Below are 19951 nucleotides of genomic sequence, written 5' to 3'. Positions count from 1 at the left end.
GCCAGCGATGGCTATTGTTCTGGGTGCTTCGGCAGCTCGGACGCGAGCCAAGAGGGGGCCGCGAACACGCAGCGCCGCAGGCGCTGCAAATTAAGCACGGCTATCGATGCCGAGCGACATGCCCGCGAGGCCACGGCGGCGGACGGCGAGCTTGTCGGCGACCTCCTGCAGCGCCTTGGCTGCCGGGTTGTCGGGATCGCGCAGCACGATCGGGGTGCCCTCGTCACCCGACTCACGCAGCGCCTGCTCGATCGGGATCTGACCGAGCAGCGGTATGTTCGCGCCGACGGCGCGGGTGAGCCGGTCGGCGACGGCTTGGCCGCCGCCGGAGCCGTACAGATCCATCCGGGTGCCGTCCGGCAGGTCCAGCCAGGACATGTTCTCCACCACGCCCGCGATCCGCTGACGGGTTTGCAACGCGATTGCTCCCGCGCGCTCGGCCACCTCTGCGGCGGCCGGCTGCGGGGTGGTGACGACGAGGATCTCGGCGTTGGGGATCAGCTGGGCGATGGAGATGGCGACGTCGCCGGTGCCTGGCGGCAGGTCGAGCAGCAGGATGTCCAGGTCGCCCCAGAACACGTCGGCGAGGAACTGCTGCAGCGCTCGGTGCAACATCGGCCCGCGCCACACCACCGGTGTGTTGCCCTTGGTGAACTGCGCGATCGAGATCATCTTCACGTCGTGCGCGACCGGCGGCATGATCATCCGCTCGACCTGGGTCGGCCTGGCGTCGGTGCCGAGCATGCGCGGGATCGAGTGTCCGTAGATGTCGGCGTCCAGCACGCCCACCGAGAGGCCGCGCGCGGCCATGGCGGCGGCGAGGTTCACCGTGACGCTGGATTTTCCGACGCCGCCCTTGCCGGAGGCGACCGCGTAGACGCGGGTCAGCGAGCCGGGCTGGGCGAACGGGATGACCGGGTCGGCCGAGTCGCCGCGCAGCTGCTTGCGAAGCTCGGTGCGCTGCTCGTCGCTCATCACGTCGAGCTCGACGGTCACCGCGCCGGCACCTGGCACGTCGGCGACGGCCCTGGTGACCCGCTGCGTGATCTCGGTGCGCAGCGGACAGCCCGCTGTCGTCAGGTAGATCTCCACGTGGACATTGCTGTCGGCGCCGATCGCGACGCTTTTCACCATGCCCAGTTCGGTGATCGGCTTGCGGATCTCCGGGTCGTCGACCTTCGCGAGGGCGCCCCGCACATCCGATTCCGTAACTACTGGCATGGCAGGAATTTTAGGCGTGTCAAATTCTGGGCAGGTCTCCGGGCCGGGGTGCGACCCCGGTGCTGTAGGAGGTTTCCCAGGCCATGACGTTCGCGACGTAGGCCATGGAGTGGTTGTATCGCAGGATCGCGCGCGACTGTTGGGCCAGGTCGCGCATGTTCAATCCGCCGTCGCACAGGTATTTGCCCGTGGTCAGGGCGGCGTCGAAAAGATTCTGCGGATCTGCGATGCCGTCGCCGTTGCCGTCGGCGGCGTAGCGCTTCCAGGTTTGCGGCAGGAACTGCATCGGGCCGATCGCGCGGTCGAATCCGGCCAGGCCGTCCAGCGCACCGTCGTCGGAGTCGCGGACGACGTGGTTGCCCGCCAGCGATCCGTCCAGCACCGGGCCGTAGACCGGGGTCAGCGGGTTGCCGTCGGTGTCGGCCTTGCCGCCGAACGCGTGCGTCGACTCGACCCGACCGATGCCGGCCAGCAACGACCACGGCATCCCGCACACCGGATTCTCCGCGGCCAGAACACGTTCGGCGTTCTGGTAGGCCGCGACGGCCACGCCGGGAACGCCCACCGGCCCGGCAGGCAACGCGGCGACTTGCCTTCCGTTCGGCAGCACAACGGTTTTCACCACCGGCGCCGCGGTAGGCGCGGGCTTTGCCATTGCGTGAGCGACGAATTCGGTCGTGGCGACGGGTTCTGCGACGACCTGCGTTCTGGCGCCCTGCACGTCCTGATCGGCTCCCGGTGCTTGAACCGCCGCCGCGGACGCGCCCACGCTGCCCACATCGGACGCGGCCGTGACGGCCACGAGTCCAGCGGGAACCAATCCGGTCAATGCGATAACGGAGCTCCGTCTGGCGGTGGCAGGCGGCTGTTTCCGGTGACGTCCCACGGTGTGGCGACCCTCCAATGGCTCATCGTGAGCCCTTCGTGATGGACGAAGGGAAGGTTACCGCATTCGAGATTGTTTTGTTACTGCTTCGTGATCCGCTGCTGGTTTAGGTCACTGTTGGAGTGTGGGTAGGGGTATGACGATGCCGAAGGGGAGGGTGATGCCGGGTGCTGGGGTGGATTCTGCGGGTTCGCCGGGGCCCGGTTCGGGTTCGTGTGTTTCGGCCGGTTCGGCGGGGGCGTCTCGGCGGGGTCCCTCGGCCGGCGCGGCGCCGGGTGCGGCGTCTGGCCGGCCGCCGGGTTCGGCGTCTGTCCAGACGCCGGGTTGTGTGCCGGGCGGGGTGCAGGTGGCGGCCTGGGGGTCGCGGGGATCCTGCGCCCGGGAATCTCGTGCCTGGCGGTCGTAGGGTTCGCCGGTGCCCGCGCCGTAGCTGCGTCCCGGCGGGACGGGAACAGGTATGTCGGGGCGTGGCATCGGTGCGGGCACCACCCGCGCCACACAGGGATCCACCGGTGCAGGCGGGGCCGGGCAGAAAATGCCACACGGGATCGGCGGCAGCCCCGGGATCATGATCATCACCTCGACCGGAGCCGGGGCCACCGGAGCCGGGGCGACCGGAGGCGGCACCTGCACACTGGAGTGCTCGGCGGGATCGGGGGGCGGGGCCTGGGCAGGCAGCGGTCCGAGGACGCCGGGCGCGACCAGCTCCGGTGACACCGCCACCTGAGTGGGAGAACCCCCCGTGCGGTAGGCCGCCGACCAACTCAACACATTCCCCGCATACGCCATCGAATTGTTGTACCGGAGCACCGCCCGCAACTCCTGGACCGGATCACGCAAATTCAACCCACCCGAACACAAATATTTCCCCGCACCCAATGCCGCGTCGAACACATTGTTCGGATCGGCCACCCCATCGGCGTTCCCGTCCGCGGCGTACGCATTCCACGTACCCGGCAGAAACTGCATCGGACCTACCGCCCGCACAAACCCACCCTCCGCCGACCGGATCACCTCGTTGCCCGGCAGATGGCCATCCAACGCCGGACCGAAGATCGGACGCACCGTCGTCCCCGCCGCGTCCGTACGACCACCCCCCGCATGCCCCGACTCGATCCGCCCGATCCCAGCCAGCAAACTCCACGACACCCCACACCCCGGCATCGAGGACTCCAACGCCAACTCCGCATTCCGATACGCCGCCAACAGAATCTCCGGAATCCCCAACGCACCCCCCATCACCGGCAACGAAATATCCCGCAGCGGAACCACACCCGCATACGGAGCCACCCCTTCCCCCCGCGGGACCAATGCCCGAAGCTTGCGCGGCGCCTCCCCGGTCACCGGTAACAACCCCGGCATCCGAGACAACCCCTCCTCCATCACATCCCGCCCACCGACCCCGCCCGCCGACGCCGCCAACAACGCCCGGGGCGGCCGCACCACCGACGACGGCTCCGCCGCCGAACCACTCACCACGACGCCAGCAACAACCAAGGCCGAGACGGTTATCGGAGCAGAAATACGCATTCGGCCACACCATCCTCGACGTCGCGGGGAGCGATTGTCCGGGACATCCCGGCCCGGGCCGCTCTGGACAACGCTGTCCAGGTTACCCACCGGTCAGATGGTTGTTCGGTATTTTCGGTCAATCATCGGCGCCGGGCGGTGAAACCGGAACCGTGGACTGCTTTCGGCCGGAGGTTTTCTTGCGAGCGGACTTTTCCGGGTGCGTCTCCTGATCCCGGGATTCGGCGGACTCGATCCGGTCCAAAATCTCCTTCATCTCTTCCAATTCGCGGCGCAAGTAGTCGCGCGTGGCCACTTCGCCGACCGCGAGGCGTAATGCCGCGAGTTCACGGGCGAGAAACTCGGTGTCCGCCTTGGTCTGCGCGGCCCGCATCCGGTCCTCCTCCAGCGCGACCCGATCGCGGTTGTCCTGCCGGTTCTGTGCGAGCAGGATCAGCGGCGCGGCGTAGGCGGCCTGGGTGGAGAACGCCAGATTCAACAGGATGAACGGATACGGGTCCCAACGCAGCGCGACAACGAACACGTTGAGCACGATCCAGAAGATCACGATGATCGTCTGGATCGCCAGATAGCGCCCGGTGCCGAGGAACCGCGCCACCCGCTCGCTGCTGCGGGCCAGTGCCTCGGCGTCCCAGTCCAACCGGAACCGGGTTTCCATGGGCGTCTCCAAGCGCTGGCGCGCGCTGCTGTAGCCGAGCCCCCGTGCCGGGTCCTTGTCACTCATGCCCAGGCACCCCTTCGTGCATCTCTTCTTGGTCGCGCCAGTTGTCGGGTAGCAGATGGTCGAGCACGTCGTCGACGCTGACCGCGCCGAGCAAGTGGTTCTCCTCGTCCACCACCGGCCCGCAGACCAGGTTGTAGGTCGCGAAGTAGCGGGTCACCGCGGCCAGCGGGACGTCGGGGCGCAGCGGCGCGAGGTCGGCGTCGAGGATGCCGCCGACGAGATGAGCGGGCGGTTCCCGCAATAGTTGCTGGATGTGCACCGATCCCAGGTAACGGCCGGTCGGCGTCGCGGTGGGCGGACGGACTACGAAGACCATCGAGGCCAGCGCGGGGGTCAGATCGGGATTGCGCACCCGTGCCAGTGCCTCGGCCACCGTGGTGGCCGGTGTCAGGATGACCGGCTTCGGGGTCATCAGACCGCCCGCGCTGTACGGGGAGTGCTTGAGCAACCTGCGGACTGGCTCGGATTCCTCCGGATCCATCAGGGCGAGCAGCGATTCGGCCTCGCCCGCGGGCAGTTCGCCGAGCAGGTCGGCGGCGTCGTCGGGGTCCATCGCCTCCAGCACGTCGGCCGCCCTCCGCACCTCGAGATGACTGAGCAGTTCGACCTGCTCGTCGTCGGGCAACTCCTGCACGACGTCGGCGAGGCGTTCGTCGTCGAGCGCGACGGACACCTCGACGCGCCGCTTCTCCGGCAGCTCGCGCAGCAGATGCGCGACGTCGGCCGCGCGCAACCCCTCGAACTGTTCCAGCAGTTGGGTGACGTCCTGTCCGGGCCTGCCGATTTCGTATGGCGTCAGGCCGGACACCATGGTCCAGTCGACCACGTGCACCGTGCGGCGGCGCCCCAACCTGCGGTGGCCGCGCACCGCGACCCTGGTGACCAGCCAGTCCCTAGTGCGGGTCTGTTCGATGCCGAGATCGACCACGTGCACGTCCACGCCGTCCAGGTCCGGCAGATCCGGGTCGTGCACCCGCACCGTGGAATCCACGATCTGCGCCAGCGCGAGCATTTCGCCGGGGCGCTGGGTGAACCGACGCAGGCTGACCGTTCCGGTGTTCAACGTGACGACGCCAGGCTCGATCGCGGTGACCCGCAGGATCGGCACGAAAATGCGCCGCCGGGTGGGCAATTCGACGACGAGGCCGTGCACCCGAGGTTGCTGGCGGTCGGACCGGATGGCCACGACGACGTCGCGGATCCGGCCGATAGACTCGCCGTCCGGTCCCAACACCACCAGGCCGGCCAGCCTGGCGACGTACACCCTGGTAGCTGCCATGCTGCCAGGCTAGAGGTTCGCGGGCGGGTGCTCGCAACGCGCCACCATCGACGGGAGTGGGCCAGGTACGCGCCCTCGACCTGCTGCTGACCCAGCTGGAGAAGGCATGCGGCCTCGAGGTCGGGCGCATCGGCATCGAGCCGCAAATCGAGAACGCGCTCGGCCTGCGCAACATCGACGATGGCACAGGTGATCGCGGAGCAGGGCCGCGCCGCCGGAATGACGCGCACCACGCGTTTCGCACCACCGGAGCAGCGGTCGGAGTAGCAGAGCAGAATGGAGAGATGACGAATCCCTTGGGGAACTCGAACCGCGCTCGGCAGGGCCTGCCGACGCCGCCCACCGGCTGGCCGGTCGGCTCCTACCCGACCTACGCCGAGGCGCAGAAGTCGGTGGATTACCTGGCCGACAACCAGTTCCCGGTGCAGGACGTGACCATCGTCGGCGTCGACCTCATGCAGGTCGAGCGGGTCCTCTACCGGCTGACGTGGGGCAAGGTCATCGGCGGCGGCGTGGTGTCGGGTGCCTGGCTCGGCCTGTTTCTAGGCCTTCTGCTGAGTCTGTTCACCACGAGTGGCGCGCTGGGTCCGCTGCTCGTCGGCCTGATCGGCGGCATCATCTTCGGCGTCATCTCCACCTCCATTCCGTACGCCGCGACCAGAGGGCAGCGCGATTTCGCGTCCACCATGCAGTTGGTTGCGGGCCGCTACGACGTGCTGTGCGACCCGAAGTCGGCCGAGCAGGCGCGCGACCTACTCGCGCGGTTGGCCATCTGACGCATGGAAGTGACGGAGGCGGTCCGCACCGGGGTGCTGGGCCATTTCGGGGTGGATTCGGCGGGCGTCGATTCGGCGTCGGTGACGTTTCTCGGCTTGGAGCCGATCGAGATCCTGCGCATCGTCGAGGGCGATCTGGTGCATTACGCCACGCTCGGTGGGTCCCGGCATCCGATGGGCGATCCCACGGCGCTGCACTCGGATCCGGTGCGTGGGCCGCGAGCCGAACTGGTGTTGACCCTGCGTTCCGGAGTGGGCGCGAGCTCGGGACTGGCCAAGTCGCTGGGTGTGCTCGCCGCCGCGCCCGTGGTGGAAGGCGTTGTGCTGCAGGCGGATGCGCTGATGGACTTGGGTGAGCCGATGTGGCGCAACGCGCCGTTCACCGCGGTCCTGCTCGGCGGCAGTGACATTCCCGATGTGGTGCTGCCCGATCCGGCCGAGCCGGTGCGGTACTTCGCGGTGACGCCGGTGACCGCTACCGAGGCGGCGTGGGTGCGGGTACGCGGCGCGCAGGCACTGCGGGACGCGTGGCAGGAAGCGGGCATCGATGTGCGCGATCCGGAACGGGGCGTCGCGAGCCTGTGAGCCGGTGTCGGGCTACAGCCACTTGTTGCGGCGGAAGGTGACGAACAGGCCGGTGCATATGGTGACGATGAGCAGCCATACCGCCGGATAACCCCAGACTTGGTGCAACTCCCACATGTGATCGAAGTTCATGCCGTAGATACCCGCGATCATCGTCGGCACGGCCGCGATCGCGACCCACGCCGAGATCTTGCGCATGTCGGTGTTCTGTTGCACGCCGATCTTGGCCAGCGCGGCGCTGATCAGCGCACTGAGCGCCTCATCGAAGTCGTTGATGCGCTCAGCGACGGCGGTGTGGCGCTCGGCGACGTCACGCAGATAGCGCCGAACCTCCTTGGACAGCGGCAGGTCCGGTTTGTGGCTGAGCTGTTGCAGCGGCGCGGCGAGCGGATTCACCGCGCGCCGCAGCTCCACCACCTCGCGTTTGAGCTGGTAGATCGATTCGACGGTGACCCTGCTGCGCGGGGTGAAGACTTCCTCTTCCATCCCGTCGATGTCGTTCTCGACCGATTGGGCCACCTCGATGTAGGAATCGACCACCCGATCGGCGATAGCGTGCAATACGGCGCCGGGACCCAGCGACAGCTGGGCCGGGTCCTCCTCCAAGGCCCTGCGCACCTCGGCGAGCCCCGAGTGTTCCCCGTGCCGCACCGCGACCACGAAGTCGGCGCCGGTGAACACGACGATCTCGCCGGTCTCCACGATCTCGCTGACGCTGTCCATTTCGTGCTCGACGTAGCTCACAGTGCGCAAGACCAGCAGAAGCATGTCGTCGTAGCGCTCCAGTTTCGGCCGCTGGTGGGTCTTCACCGCGTTCTCCACGGCCAGATGGTGCAGTCCGAAGGTGGTGGCGATGTCGGCCATCTGTGTCCGGTTCGGATCGTGCACACCGACCCAGACGTATCCGGTTCCCTTGTCGCGGACTTCTGCCAACGCCTCCTCATGGCTGAACCGGCCGGGCAGCCGTTTGCCGTCCACGTACACCGCGCAGTCCACGATCGCACGCGCCGTCGGCACCGTAGGCACTCGCGGCGGCGTCGGCGTCCGGCCGTATCCGCGAAATGACAGCGGGGAAAAGGAGGGCACGGTGACGATGCTACGTCGCCTGCGCGTGCGGGAACGGATCCGCGAACTGTAAGACTGGGGCGTGCGCATCGACCTGCATACCCATTCGACGGCGTCCGACGGTACCGACACTCCGGCCGAATTGGTACGGAACGCGGCGGCCGCGGACTTGGATGTCGTCGCGATCACCGACCACGACACGACGGCCGGATGGGCGGAGGCAGTCGACGCGCTACCGAAAGGGATGACGCTGGTCCGCGGCATGGAGATGTCCTGCGTCGGGCTCGGCGCGGACGGCTGGCCGGTTCCCGTGCATTTGCTCGCCTACCTGTTCGATCCGACCGATCGTTGTTTCGCCGACGAACGCGAGCGGCTGCGCGCCGAGCGGGTGGAGCGCCTGCGTGCCATGGCGGAGCGGATGGCGGCCGACGGACTGCCGATCGACCCCGATGCCGTGCTCGCCTCGGCCGGGCCGTCCGCGGGTCGTCCGCATCTGGCGCGCGCACTCGTGGCGGCGGGCGTGGTGCCGAGTGTGGACGCCGCATTCACCGAGCTGCTCGCCCCGCACGGCCGCTATTACGCGGAGAAGGCCGACACGCCGCTGCGTCACGCGGTCGAGATGATCGCCACCGCCGGTGGCGTGAGTGTGCTCGCGCACACCAGGGCGCGCAAGCGGGGCAGGTTGCTCGCGCTTTCGGACATCCGCGAGCTGGCCACCCTGGGGCTGGGCGGTCTGGAGATCGATCACCCCGACCACTCGGCGGCTGATCGTGCGCTGCTGACGGACTTGGCCGCCGAACTCGGTCTGCTCACCACTGGTTCGTCGGACTACCACGGCGCGAACAAGACCATCCGGCTCGGTGAATTCACCACCGAAGCCGCCCAATTCGAGAAGTTGGTCGGCAAGGCGACCGGGGTGCCGGTGATCGCCTCGTGAGAGTGGTGCGTGGGCTCAGCGGAATTGTTGCCGCAGGCACCTTCGCACTCATGCTCGTTGTAGTCGGCGCCTCGGTGATCGCCGACCGGCGCGGGTTCCCAGGGCCCGGCGGAGAGTCGGTGACCTGGCATGCGGTGATCGCCGCGATCGCCGTCACGGCGCAGATTTATTCGGATAGGCATCGGGGTTTCGCAGCCCTTTCCGGATCCGTGGTTGTTTTCGTCGCGGCCGGCATATTGCTTTGGACACAATGGTGGAGTTGATATTCCGGTATTGGTTGCGGCCGGGTGAATTGTGGCCGAACATTTCTCATTGTGAGTGCACTCGAGACGGACGTACTGGTTCTCGGCGGTGGCCCCGCCGGGACTTGGGCGGCCGTCTCGGCCGCCGCCACCGGGGCCAGCGTCGTCCTCGCCGACAAAGCGCGATGCGGCTCCAGCGGGCCGACGGCGTTCGGCACGACGTCGCTGTGGAACATTCCGCCGGGGCCTGCGCGGGATGCGGCGGTGCAACGTGGGTACGCGCACGGCGGCGGGCTCGGGGATCCGGAGTGGATGCATCGGGTGCTGGAGGAGACCCACCAGCGGGTGGAACAGCTGGCGCGGTGGGGCCATCGGTTTCCCGGCGAGGCATCGGGCGGCGCGGCGCGGCGGGTGTATCTGGACGGCGCGGGCTACCTGCGTCGTATGCGTCGCGGCGTGCTCGCGGCCGGAGTCCGGATTCTCGACCATCATCCGGCGTTACAACTGCTCGTCGATCGCGACGGCGTGGTGTCCGGGGCGAGCGGATTGCAGCACAGCGGCTTTCGGCGCTGGACCGTTCGCGCGGGTGCGGTCGTGGTCGCCACCGGTGGTTGCGCGTTCCTGTCCGGCGGCGCCGGCACCGAAGTGGACACCGGTGACGGGCTGCTGTTCGCCGTCGAGGCGGGCGCCGAACTGTCCGGCATGGAGTTCTCCAACGCCTACGGCCTGACCCCGCTGCCGCACAGTAGAACGCCCGCGGTGCGCTCGAGTTCCTCATCGGATCTCGCGCTGCATTTCGCCACCTTCTACGACGAATCCGGCGCCGTGCTCGACGGGCATCGGTCGGCGGCCTTCGCGGCCATCGCCAACGGTCGCCAGGTGTACACCTCGCTCGACGACATCCCGGATGCCCTGCGCAGCTGGTTGATACGGCAACGGGTGGTCGACCGCACGGGGCGGGTGCCGCTGCAAGCCGTGCTGGAGGGCACCGTGCGCGGCACCGGGGGACTGCGGATGACCGGATTGGATTGCGCCACCACCGTCGCCGGGCTCTACGCCGCCGGTGACGTCACCAGCCGGGAACCGATCACCGGCGCCAGCAGCGGGTTCGGCGGCCAGGGTGGCGCGTGGGCCGTCGCCTCCGGCGTGTGGGCGGGCGCGGCAGCTGCGAAGTTCGCGCGTGCCGCGGACCGGCGCGTGCCTGCCAGGGAGGTCCCGGGCGCCGGGCTCAACGCCGTGGCGCGGATCGATCCGAGGGCCGTGGTCGGGTTGGTGCAGGAGCACACCCTGCCGCTGCGCCGCAGCTACTGGCGCAGCGCAGGCAGCCTGCATGACAGCATCGGCGAACTGGACGAGATGTGGCCCGGCGCGGAATTCGATCTCGGCGGCAGCGGTGTGGACCGGCTGCGCGCCAGGCAGGCCGCTGCGCTGCTCGCGGTGGCGCGGTACACGAAATACAGCGCGCTGATGCGGACCGAAAGCCGCGGCATGCACCGCCGCACCGATCATCCCGGTGCGGCCGAGAACTGGCGGGTGCGCCTGACGTCCGGTGGGATTCGCAGCGTGTGGGTGCGTCCGGATGTCGTGGGGAGAGCGTCGGGAGAGCCGCGAGACATCGTCGCATAAGCTGCCCGGGTCTCACACCGGCTCGGCGCCGGATGGTGCGACAGCTCACGGGGCAGCGGCCGTGAGGTGCGAGTTTCCGCTCACTTCAGGGTAATTCCGAGGCCTTACGGTGGGGTGATGGCGCGCGACACGGCCCTGGGCATACCAGGTTTGGCAACTTCCCTGTGGGGCTGGCAGAATGTGCGGATTCCTTACTTACGCCACCGCCGGGTAGGGGAGAGCTGGAGAGCTACGGAGATCTCCGACTCGCGACGCACCGTCGCGGCCCGAGGATCACGCCGCATGTTCCGACCGGACCACCCGTCTGGTTCTTGCTCCGCGCATCAATGCCGTGACACGTCATCAAGATATCTGCCAGCCGCAGTCGTTTTGCTCGCAGCCATCTCGAAACGTCCCGGTCAGCGCATTCGATGAGCGCAGTGAATCGACTTATACCTATTACCCGGTGGTAACCGTCCCCCGGTTTAGCCCGACCCGAGCAGGAGTGAAATCGTGTCACCTGTGACTGACGCACCGAATGCCACCGCAAACCTTTCCGAAATCACACACGACGAAATTTTCGCGGGTCATCTCGGCGGCAAACTTTCGGTCGAACTCAGCGCGCCCCTGGAGACCCAGCGCGACCTCTCGATCGCCTACACGCCAGGTGTCGCCCAGGTCAGCCGCGCGATCGCACAGGATGAGGCGCTGGCCAAGCGCTACACCTGGACCGATCGGCTGGTGGTCGTGGTCAGCGACGGCACCGCCGTGCTCGGCCTCGGTGACATCGGCCCGCGCGCCTCGCTGCCGGTGATGGAGGGCAAGGCCGCGCTGTTCAAGAAGTTCGCCGGCCTGAACTCGATCCCGATCGTGCTGGACACCAAGGACGTCGACGAGATCGTCGAGACGCTGATCCGCCTGCGTCCGAGTTTCGGCGCGGTGAACCTGGAGGACATTTCCGCGCCGCGCTGCTTCGAGATCGAGAAGCGAGTCATCGAAGCGCTGGACTGCCCGGTCATGCACGACGACCAGCACGGCACCGCGATCGTGGTGCTCGCCGCCCTCAACGGCGCGGCCAAGGTACAGGGCCGCGATATCGAAGGCCTGAAGGTCGTAGTGTCCGGCGCGGGCGCGGCCGGTGTCGCGTGCACGAACATCCTGCTTGCCGCGGGCGTCTTGGACGTCACCGTGCTGGACTCGAGGGGCATCGTCAGCAAGGACCGCGGTGACCTCAACGAGGTGAAGGCCGAGCTGGCCACCCGCACCAACCCGCGGCACCTCAACGGAGGTGCCGCCGAAGCGCTGGCAGACGCCGATGTGTTCCTCGGCCTGTCCGCCGGCCTGATCGCGGAGGAGCTCATCGCTTCGATGGCGCCGGAGTCGATCGTGTTCGCCATGTCCAACCCGGACCCGGAGATCCACCCCGAGGTGGCGCGCAAGTACGCCTCGATCGTGGCCACCGGCCGCAGCGACTTCCCGAACCAGATCAACAACGTGCTGGCGTTCCCCGGTGTCTTCAAGGGCGCGCTGGACGCGGGCGCTCGTCGGATTACCGAGGGCATGAAGATCGCCGCCGCCAACGCCATCCTCGGCGTCGTCGCCGACGAACTCGGCCCCGAGAAGATCGTCCCGAGCCCGCTGGACCCTCGCGTCGCCCCGGCTGTCGCCGAGGCCGTCGCCGCCGCTGCCCGCGCCGAGGGCGTCGCCTGACCGGATTTTCAGCGTAATCGACCAAGGCGCCCCGCTCGATTCGAGCGGGGCGCCTTAGTCGTTCGTATCGAATCGATGCGTGGCCGACGGAGTCAGTCCGCGGTTCGCAAATCGACCGCGGGAGCTACGGCCAGTCGCGGTGATCGGCGCAAGCGGCCGGTCCCCGGTGCGCCAGCCCACACCGTGAATGCGAGCAAGCCGTCGAGCAGCATCGCGAGCACCGCCACCAGGAGGGCGCCGACCAGAACGCGGTCGTAGCGGTAGAGGCTGATGCCGTCGAAGATGTAGCGGCCGAGCCCGCCGAGGTTGACGTAGGCCGCGATGGTCGCGGTGGCGACCACCTGGAGGGTGGCGCCACGCAGGCCGGTGAGCAGGATGGGCATGGCGTTGGGCACTTCCACGCGGAACAGGATCTGGCGTTCGGTCATGCCCATGGCGCGCGAGGCGTCCACGACATCAGCCGGGACATTGGCGATCCCCGCGTAGGCGCCGGCCAGCAGCGGTGGGACGCCGACCGTGACGAGGGCAAGCAGGGGCGGGATCAGGCCGAGACCGAGCAGCAGCACCAGGAAGGTCAGCAGACCGAGTGTCGGCAGGGCGCGCATGGCGTTGGCGAAGCCGACCAGCACCGCCGCTCCACGCCTGGTATGGCCGATGACCAAGCCGAGCGGTACCGCGATCACCGCGGAGATCGCGATCGTCAGGAAGCTGTACCAGAGGTGCTGAGCGATCCGGGTGCCGATGCCCGCTGGGCCGTTCCAGTTCGCACCGTCGGTGAGGTAGTGCCAGGCGTCGAGGAAAAGGTTCATGCGGCAGCGGCTTTCGCTTTCGAGGTCCTGGCATCGGCGCGCACCCACGGTGTCGACCAGCGTCCGAGCACGTACACCACCCGGTCGGCGATCAATGCGAGCGCGAGTGTCACGATGATGCCTGCGATGATCTCGTCCGGATAGTCGCGCTGATACCCCTGGGTGAACAGCTTGCCGAGCCCACCGACGCCGATCAGCGCGCCGACCGACACCATAGCGATGTTGGTGACCACCACCACCCGCAGGCTGGACACGAACACCGGGACGGCCAGTGGCATGTCGACGGTGAGTGTGCGCCGCAGCGAGCCGAAGCCGACCGCGTCGGCCGCGTCGAGCACGGTGGCGGGCACCGAATCCAGGGCGGCGGGGACCGCGATCACCAGCAGCGCTGTCGAGTAGATGGTGAGCGCGATGATGACGTTCAGCGGATCGATGGCCGAAATCCCCACCACCGGAGGGATGATCACGAACAGCGCCAGCGAGGGGATGGTGTAGGCCAGGCTCGCCACGGTCACCGTGACCCGCCGCAGCAACGCCACCCGACGCATCAGCGCGCCGACCGGAATCGCGATCACCAACGCCAGCAGTAGCGGCACCAGCGCGAGGTACAGATGGGTTCCGGTGAAACCCATGATCTCCGAGAAGTTGTCGACGAGATACTTCATGCCGTCCTCCGGATCTCGGGCATCCGGCCGCCGCTCACCGCGCTTCCTGTTCGAAGAAGTGCCGATTGCGTTCGGCGTCCTCGTCCGCGCGCTGGTTCGCCAACTGCCGCACCACCTCGGTGGCCAGTACACCGCCGCGGACGGCACCCGAATCGTCCACGGCGACACCGACTCCGGATGGCGAAGAGATCGCGGCGTCCAGCGCCTGGCGCAGGTCCCCGGTCGGGCTGAACAGCGAGCCACCCGCGGACATGCTGTCGGCGAGCGCACGTCCGGAGCGCAGCGCCTCGACGCCGGTCACGTCAACCCAGCCGATCGGCTTGCTGGTCGCGTCGACCACCAGTACCCATTCCCCGCGGTCCAGCCGTAGCGTGCTCACCTCCTCGGCCACTGCCATCCGGATCTCCTGGAGCGGAACGTCGTCGGCGATTCGGAAGGACAGCCCCCGATACCCGCGGTCGCGACCGACGAAATCGGCGACGAAATCAGTGGCAGGCTGGGCGAGCAGATGCCGCGGCGGGTCGTGTTGCTGCAACACTCCACCGCGGCCGAACACCGCTACCCGGTCACCGAGGGTGATCGCCTCGTCGATGTCGTGTGTGACGAACACGATGGTCTTGTGCAATTCGGCTTGCAGTCTTTGCATTTCGACCTGCAATTCGGCACGCACCACCGGGTCGACCGCGCTGAACGGCTCGTCCATCAGCAGAACCGGCGGGTCGGCGGCCAGCGCGCGCGCCACACCGACGCGCTGCTGCTGACCGCCGGACAACTGCGCCGGATACCGCCCGGCCAGCGACCGGTCCAGGCCCACCCGGTCCAGTACCTCGAGCGCCGCGGCCCGCGCCGCGCGGCGCGAGTCGCCGCGCAACACCGGGACGGTGGCCACGTTGTCGACGACCGTGCGGTGCGGCAGCAGCCCGCCGCTTTGGATCACGTACCCGATACCGAGGCGGAGCCGCACCGGGTCGATCGTCGAAATATCTTGTCCGGCAACGGTGATCGTTCCTGAGCTGGGGGTGATCATCCGGTTGATCATCCGCATCGAGGTGGTCTTGCCGCAGCCGGACGGGCCGACGAACACGGTGAACGAACCGGATTCGATGCGCAGATCGAGGTCGGTGACGGCATGTGTGCCGTCCGGATAGGTCTTGCTGATACCGGAGAACTCGATATCGGACAACGCTGTTTCTCCTATCCGTTCGGCCTGCTCAGCCCTTTGGCAGCCACCCAAGCCACGGCCGCGGCCTTGGGCTCGGTCTTGCTGGTGCCCGAGACGGCCTCATTCAGCTTGATCAGCTCGGCGGTGGTCAGCTCGGCCGACGCCGCATTCAGTGCGGCGAGCGCCTTGTCCGACTTCTTGGCCGCGTTGACCAGCGGGACGATGTTCTGCGCCGGGAAGTTGTGCTTCGGATCCGCCAAGACCACGAGGTCGTTCTGCACGATGGCGGGCGAGGTGGTGAAGATATTGGCGGCGGTCACCTGGCCGTCCACCAGTGCGCGCACGGTGGCGGGCCCGCCACCGTCGGCGATCGGCACGAAGTTGTTCGCGGCGATGTCGAGGCCGTAGTTCTTCTTCAGACCGGGCAGACCGACCGGGCGCTCCTGGAATTCGGCCGGTGCGCCGAACTTCACCTCGGCCGAATGCGCGGCCAGGTCCGCGATGGTGCGCAAGTTCCAGCGTTGGGCGGTGGCGCGGGTGACGACGACGGCGTCGGAGTCCTCGCCAGGCGCCGGGGTGCCGATGGCCAGGTCGGAGCCGATCGCCTTGCCGAGCGCGCTGTCCACGTCGGCGGCGGTGGTCGCGGTCGCGTTCTTGTCCAGGTACTGCAGCAGGTTGCCGGTGTACTCCGGGATTACCGAAATGGCGCACTGCCGCAGCGCCGGGATATAAGCTTCCCGACTGCCGATGTTGAGCTTGGTGTCGACGGTGAATCCGTTCACCCGCAACACCTCCGCGTACACGTTGGCGATGGTCTCGGACTCCGGGAAGTTCGCTGAGCCGACGATCAGCCCGTCGCTTTCGCAGCTGCCCTTGGCCCCGAGCGGATCGGAATTGCCACAGGACGACAGGATCATCGCGACGGCGAGGGCCGCGGCGGCGGCAAGGACGCGCGAGGCGCGCAACACGATGCGCAGCGCGGAGCGCCGGTGCCTGGCGGCATCGGTGGTGCGGGTGGATTTCACGGGAGTCCTTCCGGCGTGGCGGGCGGTGCGCGGTCTGGGGGCCGAGCGTCCACCGGTACATTCTGGGTGTCCATACTGCCCGCTTCCGGGTGTTCCCGTTGGTTGAGTCGGTCCGTCGGAGAGTTGGTGTCGCCGTATGATGTTGGCCACGTCGGTGCGGATGGTTGCTCGATTTCTGGTGGTCGGGGCCGTCGCGCTGGTCGTATCCTGCGGGAACGACGATTCGGGGCCGCGCATCACGGTCGGCGCGGGCGACTCGGCGGAGTCCGCGGTGCTCGCCGAAATCTATGCGGGCGCGCTGGCGCGCACGGGCGCGCGGACCGCGGTCGAATCGCATCTGGGCGGTCGCTCGGATTACCTGGCCGCGCTCGACGCGGGCCGGGTCGAGGTGGTGGGGGAGCACACCGGCGCGTTGCTTGCCCATCTCGACGAGCATGCGGCCGATCGCCTGCCCGCGAAGGTGGCGAGCGCGCTGAGCGCCGCGCTGCCCGAGGGACTGCTGGTGTCCGACATCGCGGACGGCGCCGATCTGCGGCCGCGGGTGTTGGTGACCGAGCAGGCCGCGGCGCGCGACAACGTGCGATCCGTCGGCGATCTCGCCTCGCGCTGCGGTGGGCTGACCGTCGGCGTGGCGTCCGCGCCCGGACTGCTGCCGCTTCCGGCCGGGCTCGATCGGGTCACCGGATGCGACTTCGCGGCGATCGCGGCGTTTCCGGATCCGGCCGCGCTGCGAAGGGCATTGCTGGACGGGCAGATCCAAGTCGGTGTGCTGACCGGTCCACCCGAGCTCGCTCCCGGCGCGACCGACGGGCTCACCGCGCTGTCCGACGACGACTATGCGCTGCGCGCCGAGAACGTGCTGCCGCTGTTCCGCAAGGGGCTGCTCGACCAGCGGCAGATCAAGAAGCTGAACTATGTCGCGGGCGAGCTGACGACGAAGGACCTTGCTGTCATGATCCGGCGGGTCCGGGACGACGGTGCCGCGCCGGGCGAGGTCGCGCGCGCCTGGTTGGACGAGCACGCGTTGTAGCGTCCAGGGTGTCCCCGGGCGCATGATCCGCTGGTCTCCGGGGTTTTCGACGGGGCCGCCGATCGGGTCGCTGGAGGTCACGACGGTCGCCGACCGTTGTGGCGACAAGTGCGCCGCGTCTGTTCTACGCATATGACTCCGTCCAGAGCTGTTGTCGAGCCTGCTGCTGGTACCGCCGTCGCATGTGCCCGCCTGAACTGGGCTGACCGTGTTCCGTCGCGGCCGCGCGGGCGAAATTCCGTGTCCCGACTGCCTTTCCGCAAGCTCATGAGACTTGCATCCCCTTTACTCCACACCGTATATTCCGCATGGAATATTAAGTATGGAGTATGTCGGAGACCCGGACTGCTGTCGCGGGTCGCGAGTGACGCCCGGCTCCTCGATGACCGAAAGCCGGGGCGAACTGCGGGAGGTGACCAGACATTGGGGCAGCAGGCGTATCCATCCGTGACGCCATTGGCGATCGCTGTGCTCGCGCTGCTCGAGGAGCGGCCCATGCATCCCTACGAGATGTATCAGCTACTGATCGCACGCCGGGAAGACAAGCTGGTCAAGGTGCGGCCCGGCTCGCTGTACCACACTGTCACGCGGCTGGCCGACCAAGAGCTGGTCCGCTCCGAAGGTGTCGACCGAGCGGGCAACCGGCCCGAACGCACCACTTACCGGATCACCGCGCGCGGCAGGGACGCGTTGCGCGACCGGATCGCGGAGATCGTGCGGCGGCCCATCCCGGAGTATCCGAGGTTTCCGGTGGCGCTGGGGGAACTGCACAATCTCCCCAAACAGGATGTGCTCGCGCTGCTGCGTGAACGGGTCGGCCGGCTGGAGGCCGAACTCGCCGACACCGACATGATGGTCGCCTGGGCCGACGAGCACGTCGTCCCGCGTCGTTACTGGATCTCGCTCCCGTTTCTGCGTGCGATGCTCGCCGCCGAAGCCACGTGGGTCAACGAGTTCATCGCCGAGTTGGACGGCGGCGCACTCGAATGGGAGGACTTCGACCCCGAGACCGGCGTGCGGACGTCCGACCACGACGACACGTGGTCGGACGCCGACTCCGCCGAACTGCCCGTGCCGCGCAAGGCCGCGGCGAACTCCGCCACAAACATTCGGTCATCGGAGAATCTGAGTTAGGAACGAAATCCATGTCCACACAACGCAATCCGTGGCTCGCGCTAGTCGCGCTTGTCGTCGGCTTCTTCATGATCCTGCTGGACATGACGATCGTCGCGGTCGCCAATCCCGCGATCATGACGAACCTGCACGCCGATATCTCCCAGGTGATCTGGGTGACCAGCGCCTACCTGCTCGCCTACGCCGTGCCGCTGCTGGTCACCGGCAGACTCGGTGACCGCTTCGGCCCCAAGAACATCTACCTGATCGGTCTCGCAGTGTTCACCGCCGCGTCGCTGTGGTGCGGTCTGTCCGGCACCATCGGCATGCTGATCGCCGCGCGCGCCGTGCAGGGGATCGGCGCCGCACTGATGACGCCGCAGACCATGGCGGTGATCACCAGGACCTTCCCGCCGGATCGGCGCGGCGCGGCCATGGGTCTGTGGGGCGGCGTCGCGGGTCTGGCCACCCTGGTCGGTCCGATTCTCGGCGGCGTTCTGGTCGAAAGCCTCGGCTGGGAGTGGATCTTCATAGTGAACGTCCCGGTCGGCATCATCGCCTTCGCGCTGGCGGTCTGGCTGGTGCCCGCATTGCCGACCCATGAGCACAAGTTCGACATTCCCGGTGTCGTGCTCAGCGGCGTCGGCATGTTCCTGCTGGTATTCGGCATCCAGGAGGGCAACAACTACGACTGGTCGCCGCGCATCTGGCTGATGATCGGCGCGGGCGCGCTCGTGCTCGCCGCATTCTTGGTCAACCAGGGGCGCAACACCGGTGAGCCGCTGCTGCCGCTGAGCTTGTTCCGCGATCGCAACTACGGGCTGTCCACCGCCGCCATCGCCGCGATGGGCGGGGCGGTGACCTCGCTGATGGTGCCGTCGTTCTTCTACTTGCAGGCCGTGCGGGAAATGTCGCCGACCGAGTCCGCGCTCGTGTTCGCACCGATGGCGCTCGTGACCGGCGTGGGCTCCCCGCTGATCGGCAAACTCGCCGACAAACTGCACCCGAGGATCGTGCCCACCGTCGGATTCGCTCTGTTCGCGCTGTCAGTGTTCTGCTTCTCCGCGTTGATGGAGCCGGACTCCTCGCTGGCATTGTTCCTGGTGTCCGCGGGTCTGGGGGGCCTCGGCAACGCCTGCATTTGGGCGCCGCTGGCGGCCACCGCCACGCACAACCTCCCGGTGCAGCAGGCCGGTGCGGGCGCAGGTGTCTACAACACCACCCGCCAGGTGGGTTCGGTGCTCGGCAGCGCGGCGATCAGCGCCTTGATCGCCGCAAGGATGTCAGCGAATGGACTCGGCGGAGGCAAGGTCGCCGAGGGCGGCGCGGGCCAGGGCCCGATCCCGGAGTTCGTGAAGGACTCCTTCAGCACCGCGCTCGGCCAGTCCACCCTGCTGCCCGCAGGCATCCTGCTCATCGGCGTCGTGGCTTCGGCGCTGTTCGTCCGGCATGGAAAGTCGGCCCCGGCAGGACTGCGGGAAGATCGCGACAAGGCAGATTCGATGGTGAGCTGAATCCGCGAACCCGTGCCCCGCAAGCCATCCGCGCGCGGGGCACGGGGTGTCGGCGAATCAGTGCTGCCTCCCT

18 protein-coding genes and 1 pseudogene are annotated in these 19951 nt (G+C 68.0%); 9 read left to right on the top strand and 10 right to left on the bottom strand.

Annotated features, from left to right (window positions below; all coding sequences use genetic code 11):
• Positions 1 to 90: 90 nt before the first annotated feature.
• The 5 genes from OHB12_RS19035 to OHB12_RS19015 form a co-directional block, all read right to left on the bottom strand.
• The gene (locus tag OHB12_RS19035; RefSeq protein ID WP_327109950.1) at positions 91 to 1221 is read right to left on the bottom strand and encodes an Mrp/NBP35 family ATP-binding protein; all 1131 of its coding nucleotides are present in this window, start codon (positions 1219 to 1221) and stop codon (positions 91 to 93) included.
• A gap of 19 nt (positions 1222 to 1240) precedes the next feature.
• Positions 1241 to 2107 carry a lytic transglycosylase domain-containing protein gene (locus OHB12_RS19030; RefSeq protein WP_327109949.1) on the bottom strand — a complete coding sequence of 289 codons (867 nt, stop codon included), beginning with the start codon at positions 2105 to 2107 and terminating at the stop codon, positions 1241 to 1243.
• 111 nt (positions 2108 to 2218) lie between these two features.
• On the bottom strand, positions 2219 to 3637 hold the full coding sequence (locus OHB12_RS19025; RefSeq protein ID WP_327109948.1) for a lytic transglycosylase domain-containing protein: 1419 nt from the start codon (positions 3635 to 3637) through the stop codon (positions 2219 to 2221).
• A gap of 118 nt (positions 3638 to 3755) precedes the next feature.
• On the bottom strand, positions 3756 to 4361 hold the full coding sequence (locus OHB12_RS19020) for a DUF1003 domain-containing protein (RefSeq protein ID WP_327109947.1): 606 nt from the start codon (positions 4359 to 4361) through the stop codon (positions 3756 to 3758).
• Positions 4354 to 5640, bottom strand: coding sequence for a magnesium transporter MgtE N-terminal domain-containing protein (locus tag OHB12_RS19015; protein ID WP_327109946.1), 1287 nt, complete (start codon positions 5638 to 5640; stop codon positions 4354 to 4356). The genes OHB12_RS19020 and OHB12_RS19015 overlap by 8 nt, the downstream gene beginning before the upstream one ends.
• Before the next feature lie 65 nt (positions 5641 to 5705).
• Between OHB12_RS19015 and OHB12_RS19010 the strand changes: the two are divergent.
• The 3 genes and pseudogenes from OHB12_RS19010 to OHB12_RS19000 form a co-directional block, all read left to right on the top strand.
• Positions 5706 to 5819: pseudogene (locus tag OHB12_RS19010) on the top strand (CoA ester lyase); the annotation flags it as partial.
• A 105-nt stretch (positions 5820 to 5924) separates the two neighbouring features.
• The gene (locus OHB12_RS19005; RefSeq protein ID WP_327121241.1) at positions 5925 to 6416 is read left to right on the top strand and encodes a general stress protein; all 492 of its coding nucleotides are present in this window, start codon (positions 5925 to 5927) and stop codon (positions 6414 to 6416) included.
• Between the two features lie 3 nt (positions 6417 to 6419).
• Complete coding sequence (locus OHB12_RS19000; RefSeq protein WP_327109945.1) at positions 6420 to 7001, top strand: suppressor of fused domain protein; 582 nt, start codon at positions 6420 to 6422, stop codon at positions 6999 to 7001.
• A gap of 12 nt (positions 7002 to 7013) precedes the next feature.
• Here the strand turns inward: OHB12_RS19000 and OHB12_RS18995 are convergent, their stop codons facing one another.
• On the bottom strand, positions 7014 to 8087 hold the full coding sequence (locus OHB12_RS18995; protein ID WP_327109944.1) for a magnesium and cobalt transport protein CorA: 1074 nt from the start codon (positions 8085 to 8087) through the stop codon (positions 7014 to 7016).
• Positions 8088 to 8148: 61 nt separating this feature from the next.
• Between OHB12_RS18995 and OHB12_RS18990 the strand changes: the two genes are divergently transcribed.
• The 3 genes from OHB12_RS18990 (at position 8149) to OHB12_RS18980 (ending at position 12560) form a co-directional block, all read left to right on the top strand.
• Positions 8149 to 9003, top strand: coding sequence for a PHP domain-containing protein (locus OHB12_RS18990; protein ID WP_327109943.1), 855 nt, complete (start codon positions 8149 to 8151; stop codon positions 9001 to 9003).
• A gap of 314 nt (positions 9004 to 9317) precedes the next feature.
• Complete coding sequence (locus OHB12_RS18985) at positions 9318 to 10871, top strand: FAD-binding protein (RefSeq protein WP_327109942.1); 1554 nt, start codon at positions 9318 to 9320, stop codon at positions 10869 to 10871.
• 492 nt (positions 10872 to 11363) lie between these two features.
• Positions 11364 to 12560 carry an NAD(P)-dependent malic enzyme gene (locus tag OHB12_RS18980; RefSeq protein WP_442799814.1) on the top strand — a complete coding sequence of 399 codons (1197 nt, stop codon included), beginning with the start codon at positions 11364 to 11366 and terminating at the stop codon, positions 12558 to 12560.
• Positions 12561 to 12652: 92 nt separating this feature from the next.
• Here OHB12_RS18980 and OHB12_RS18975 read toward each other — a convergent pair whose 3' ends face one another.
• From OHB12_RS18975 to OHB12_RS18960, 4 genes are read right to left on the bottom strand one after another with little or no spacing between them, the layout of a single operon-like run.
• The gene (locus tag OHB12_RS18975) at positions 12653 to 13369 is read right to left on the bottom strand and encodes an ABC transporter permease (RefSeq protein ID WP_327109941.1); all 717 of its coding nucleotides are present in this window, start codon (positions 13367 to 13369) and stop codon (positions 12653 to 12655) included.
• Complete coding sequence (locus tag OHB12_RS18970; RefSeq protein ID WP_327109940.1) at positions 13366 to 14034, bottom strand: ABC transporter permease; 669 nt, start codon at positions 14032 to 14034, stop codon at positions 13366 to 13368. Before OHB12_RS18970 ends, OHB12_RS18975 begins: the two co-directional genes overlap by 4 nt.
• 34 nt (positions 14035 to 14068) lie before the next feature.
• On the bottom strand, positions 14069 to 15217 hold the full coding sequence (locus OHB12_RS18965; RefSeq protein WP_327109939.1) for an ABC transporter ATP-binding protein: 1149 nt from the start codon (positions 15215 to 15217) through the stop codon (positions 14069 to 14071).
• 11 nt (positions 15218 to 15228) lie between these two features.
• Entirely contained in the window at positions 15229 to 16161 is a 933-nt protein-coding gene (locus OHB12_RS18960) for an ABC transporter substrate-binding protein (RefSeq protein ID WP_442800114.1), read from the bottom strand.
• A gap of 196 nt (positions 16162 to 16357) precedes the next feature.
• On the opposite strand from OHB12_RS18960, the gene OHB12_RS18955 reads away from it, so the two are divergent.
• The 3 genes from OHB12_RS18955 to OHB12_RS18945 all read left to right on the top strand — a co-directional run bounded on the left by OHB12_RS18955 (position 16358) and on the right by OHB12_RS18945 (position 19878).
• Positions 16358 to 17251, top strand: a complete 894-nt coding sequence (locus tag OHB12_RS18955) for a glycine betaine ABC transporter substrate-binding protein (protein ID WP_327109938.1) — start codon at positions 16358 to 16360, stop codon at positions 17249 to 17251.
• Positions 17252 to 17698: 447 nt separating this feature from the next.
• Entirely contained in the window at positions 17699 to 18385 is a 687-nt protein-coding gene (locus OHB12_RS18950; RefSeq protein WP_327109937.1) for a PadR family transcriptional regulator, read from the top strand.
• 11 nt (positions 18386 to 18396) lie between these two features.
• The gene (locus OHB12_RS18945; RefSeq protein ID WP_327109936.1) at positions 18397 to 19878 is read left to right on the top strand and encodes a DHA2 family efflux MFS transporter permease subunit; all 1482 of its coding nucleotides are present in this window, start codon (positions 18397 to 18399) and stop codon (positions 19876 to 19878) included.
• Positions 19879 to 19951: the final 73 nt, after the last annotated feature.

This window comes from Nocardia sp. NBC_01730 (genome assembly GCF_035920445.1).
GTDB lineage: Bacteria > Actinomycetota > Actinomycetes > Mycobacteriales > Mycobacteriaceae > Nocardia.
Note: the sequence above shows the minus strand (reverse complement) of the source record. Positions and strands in the feature narration are given on the sequence as shown.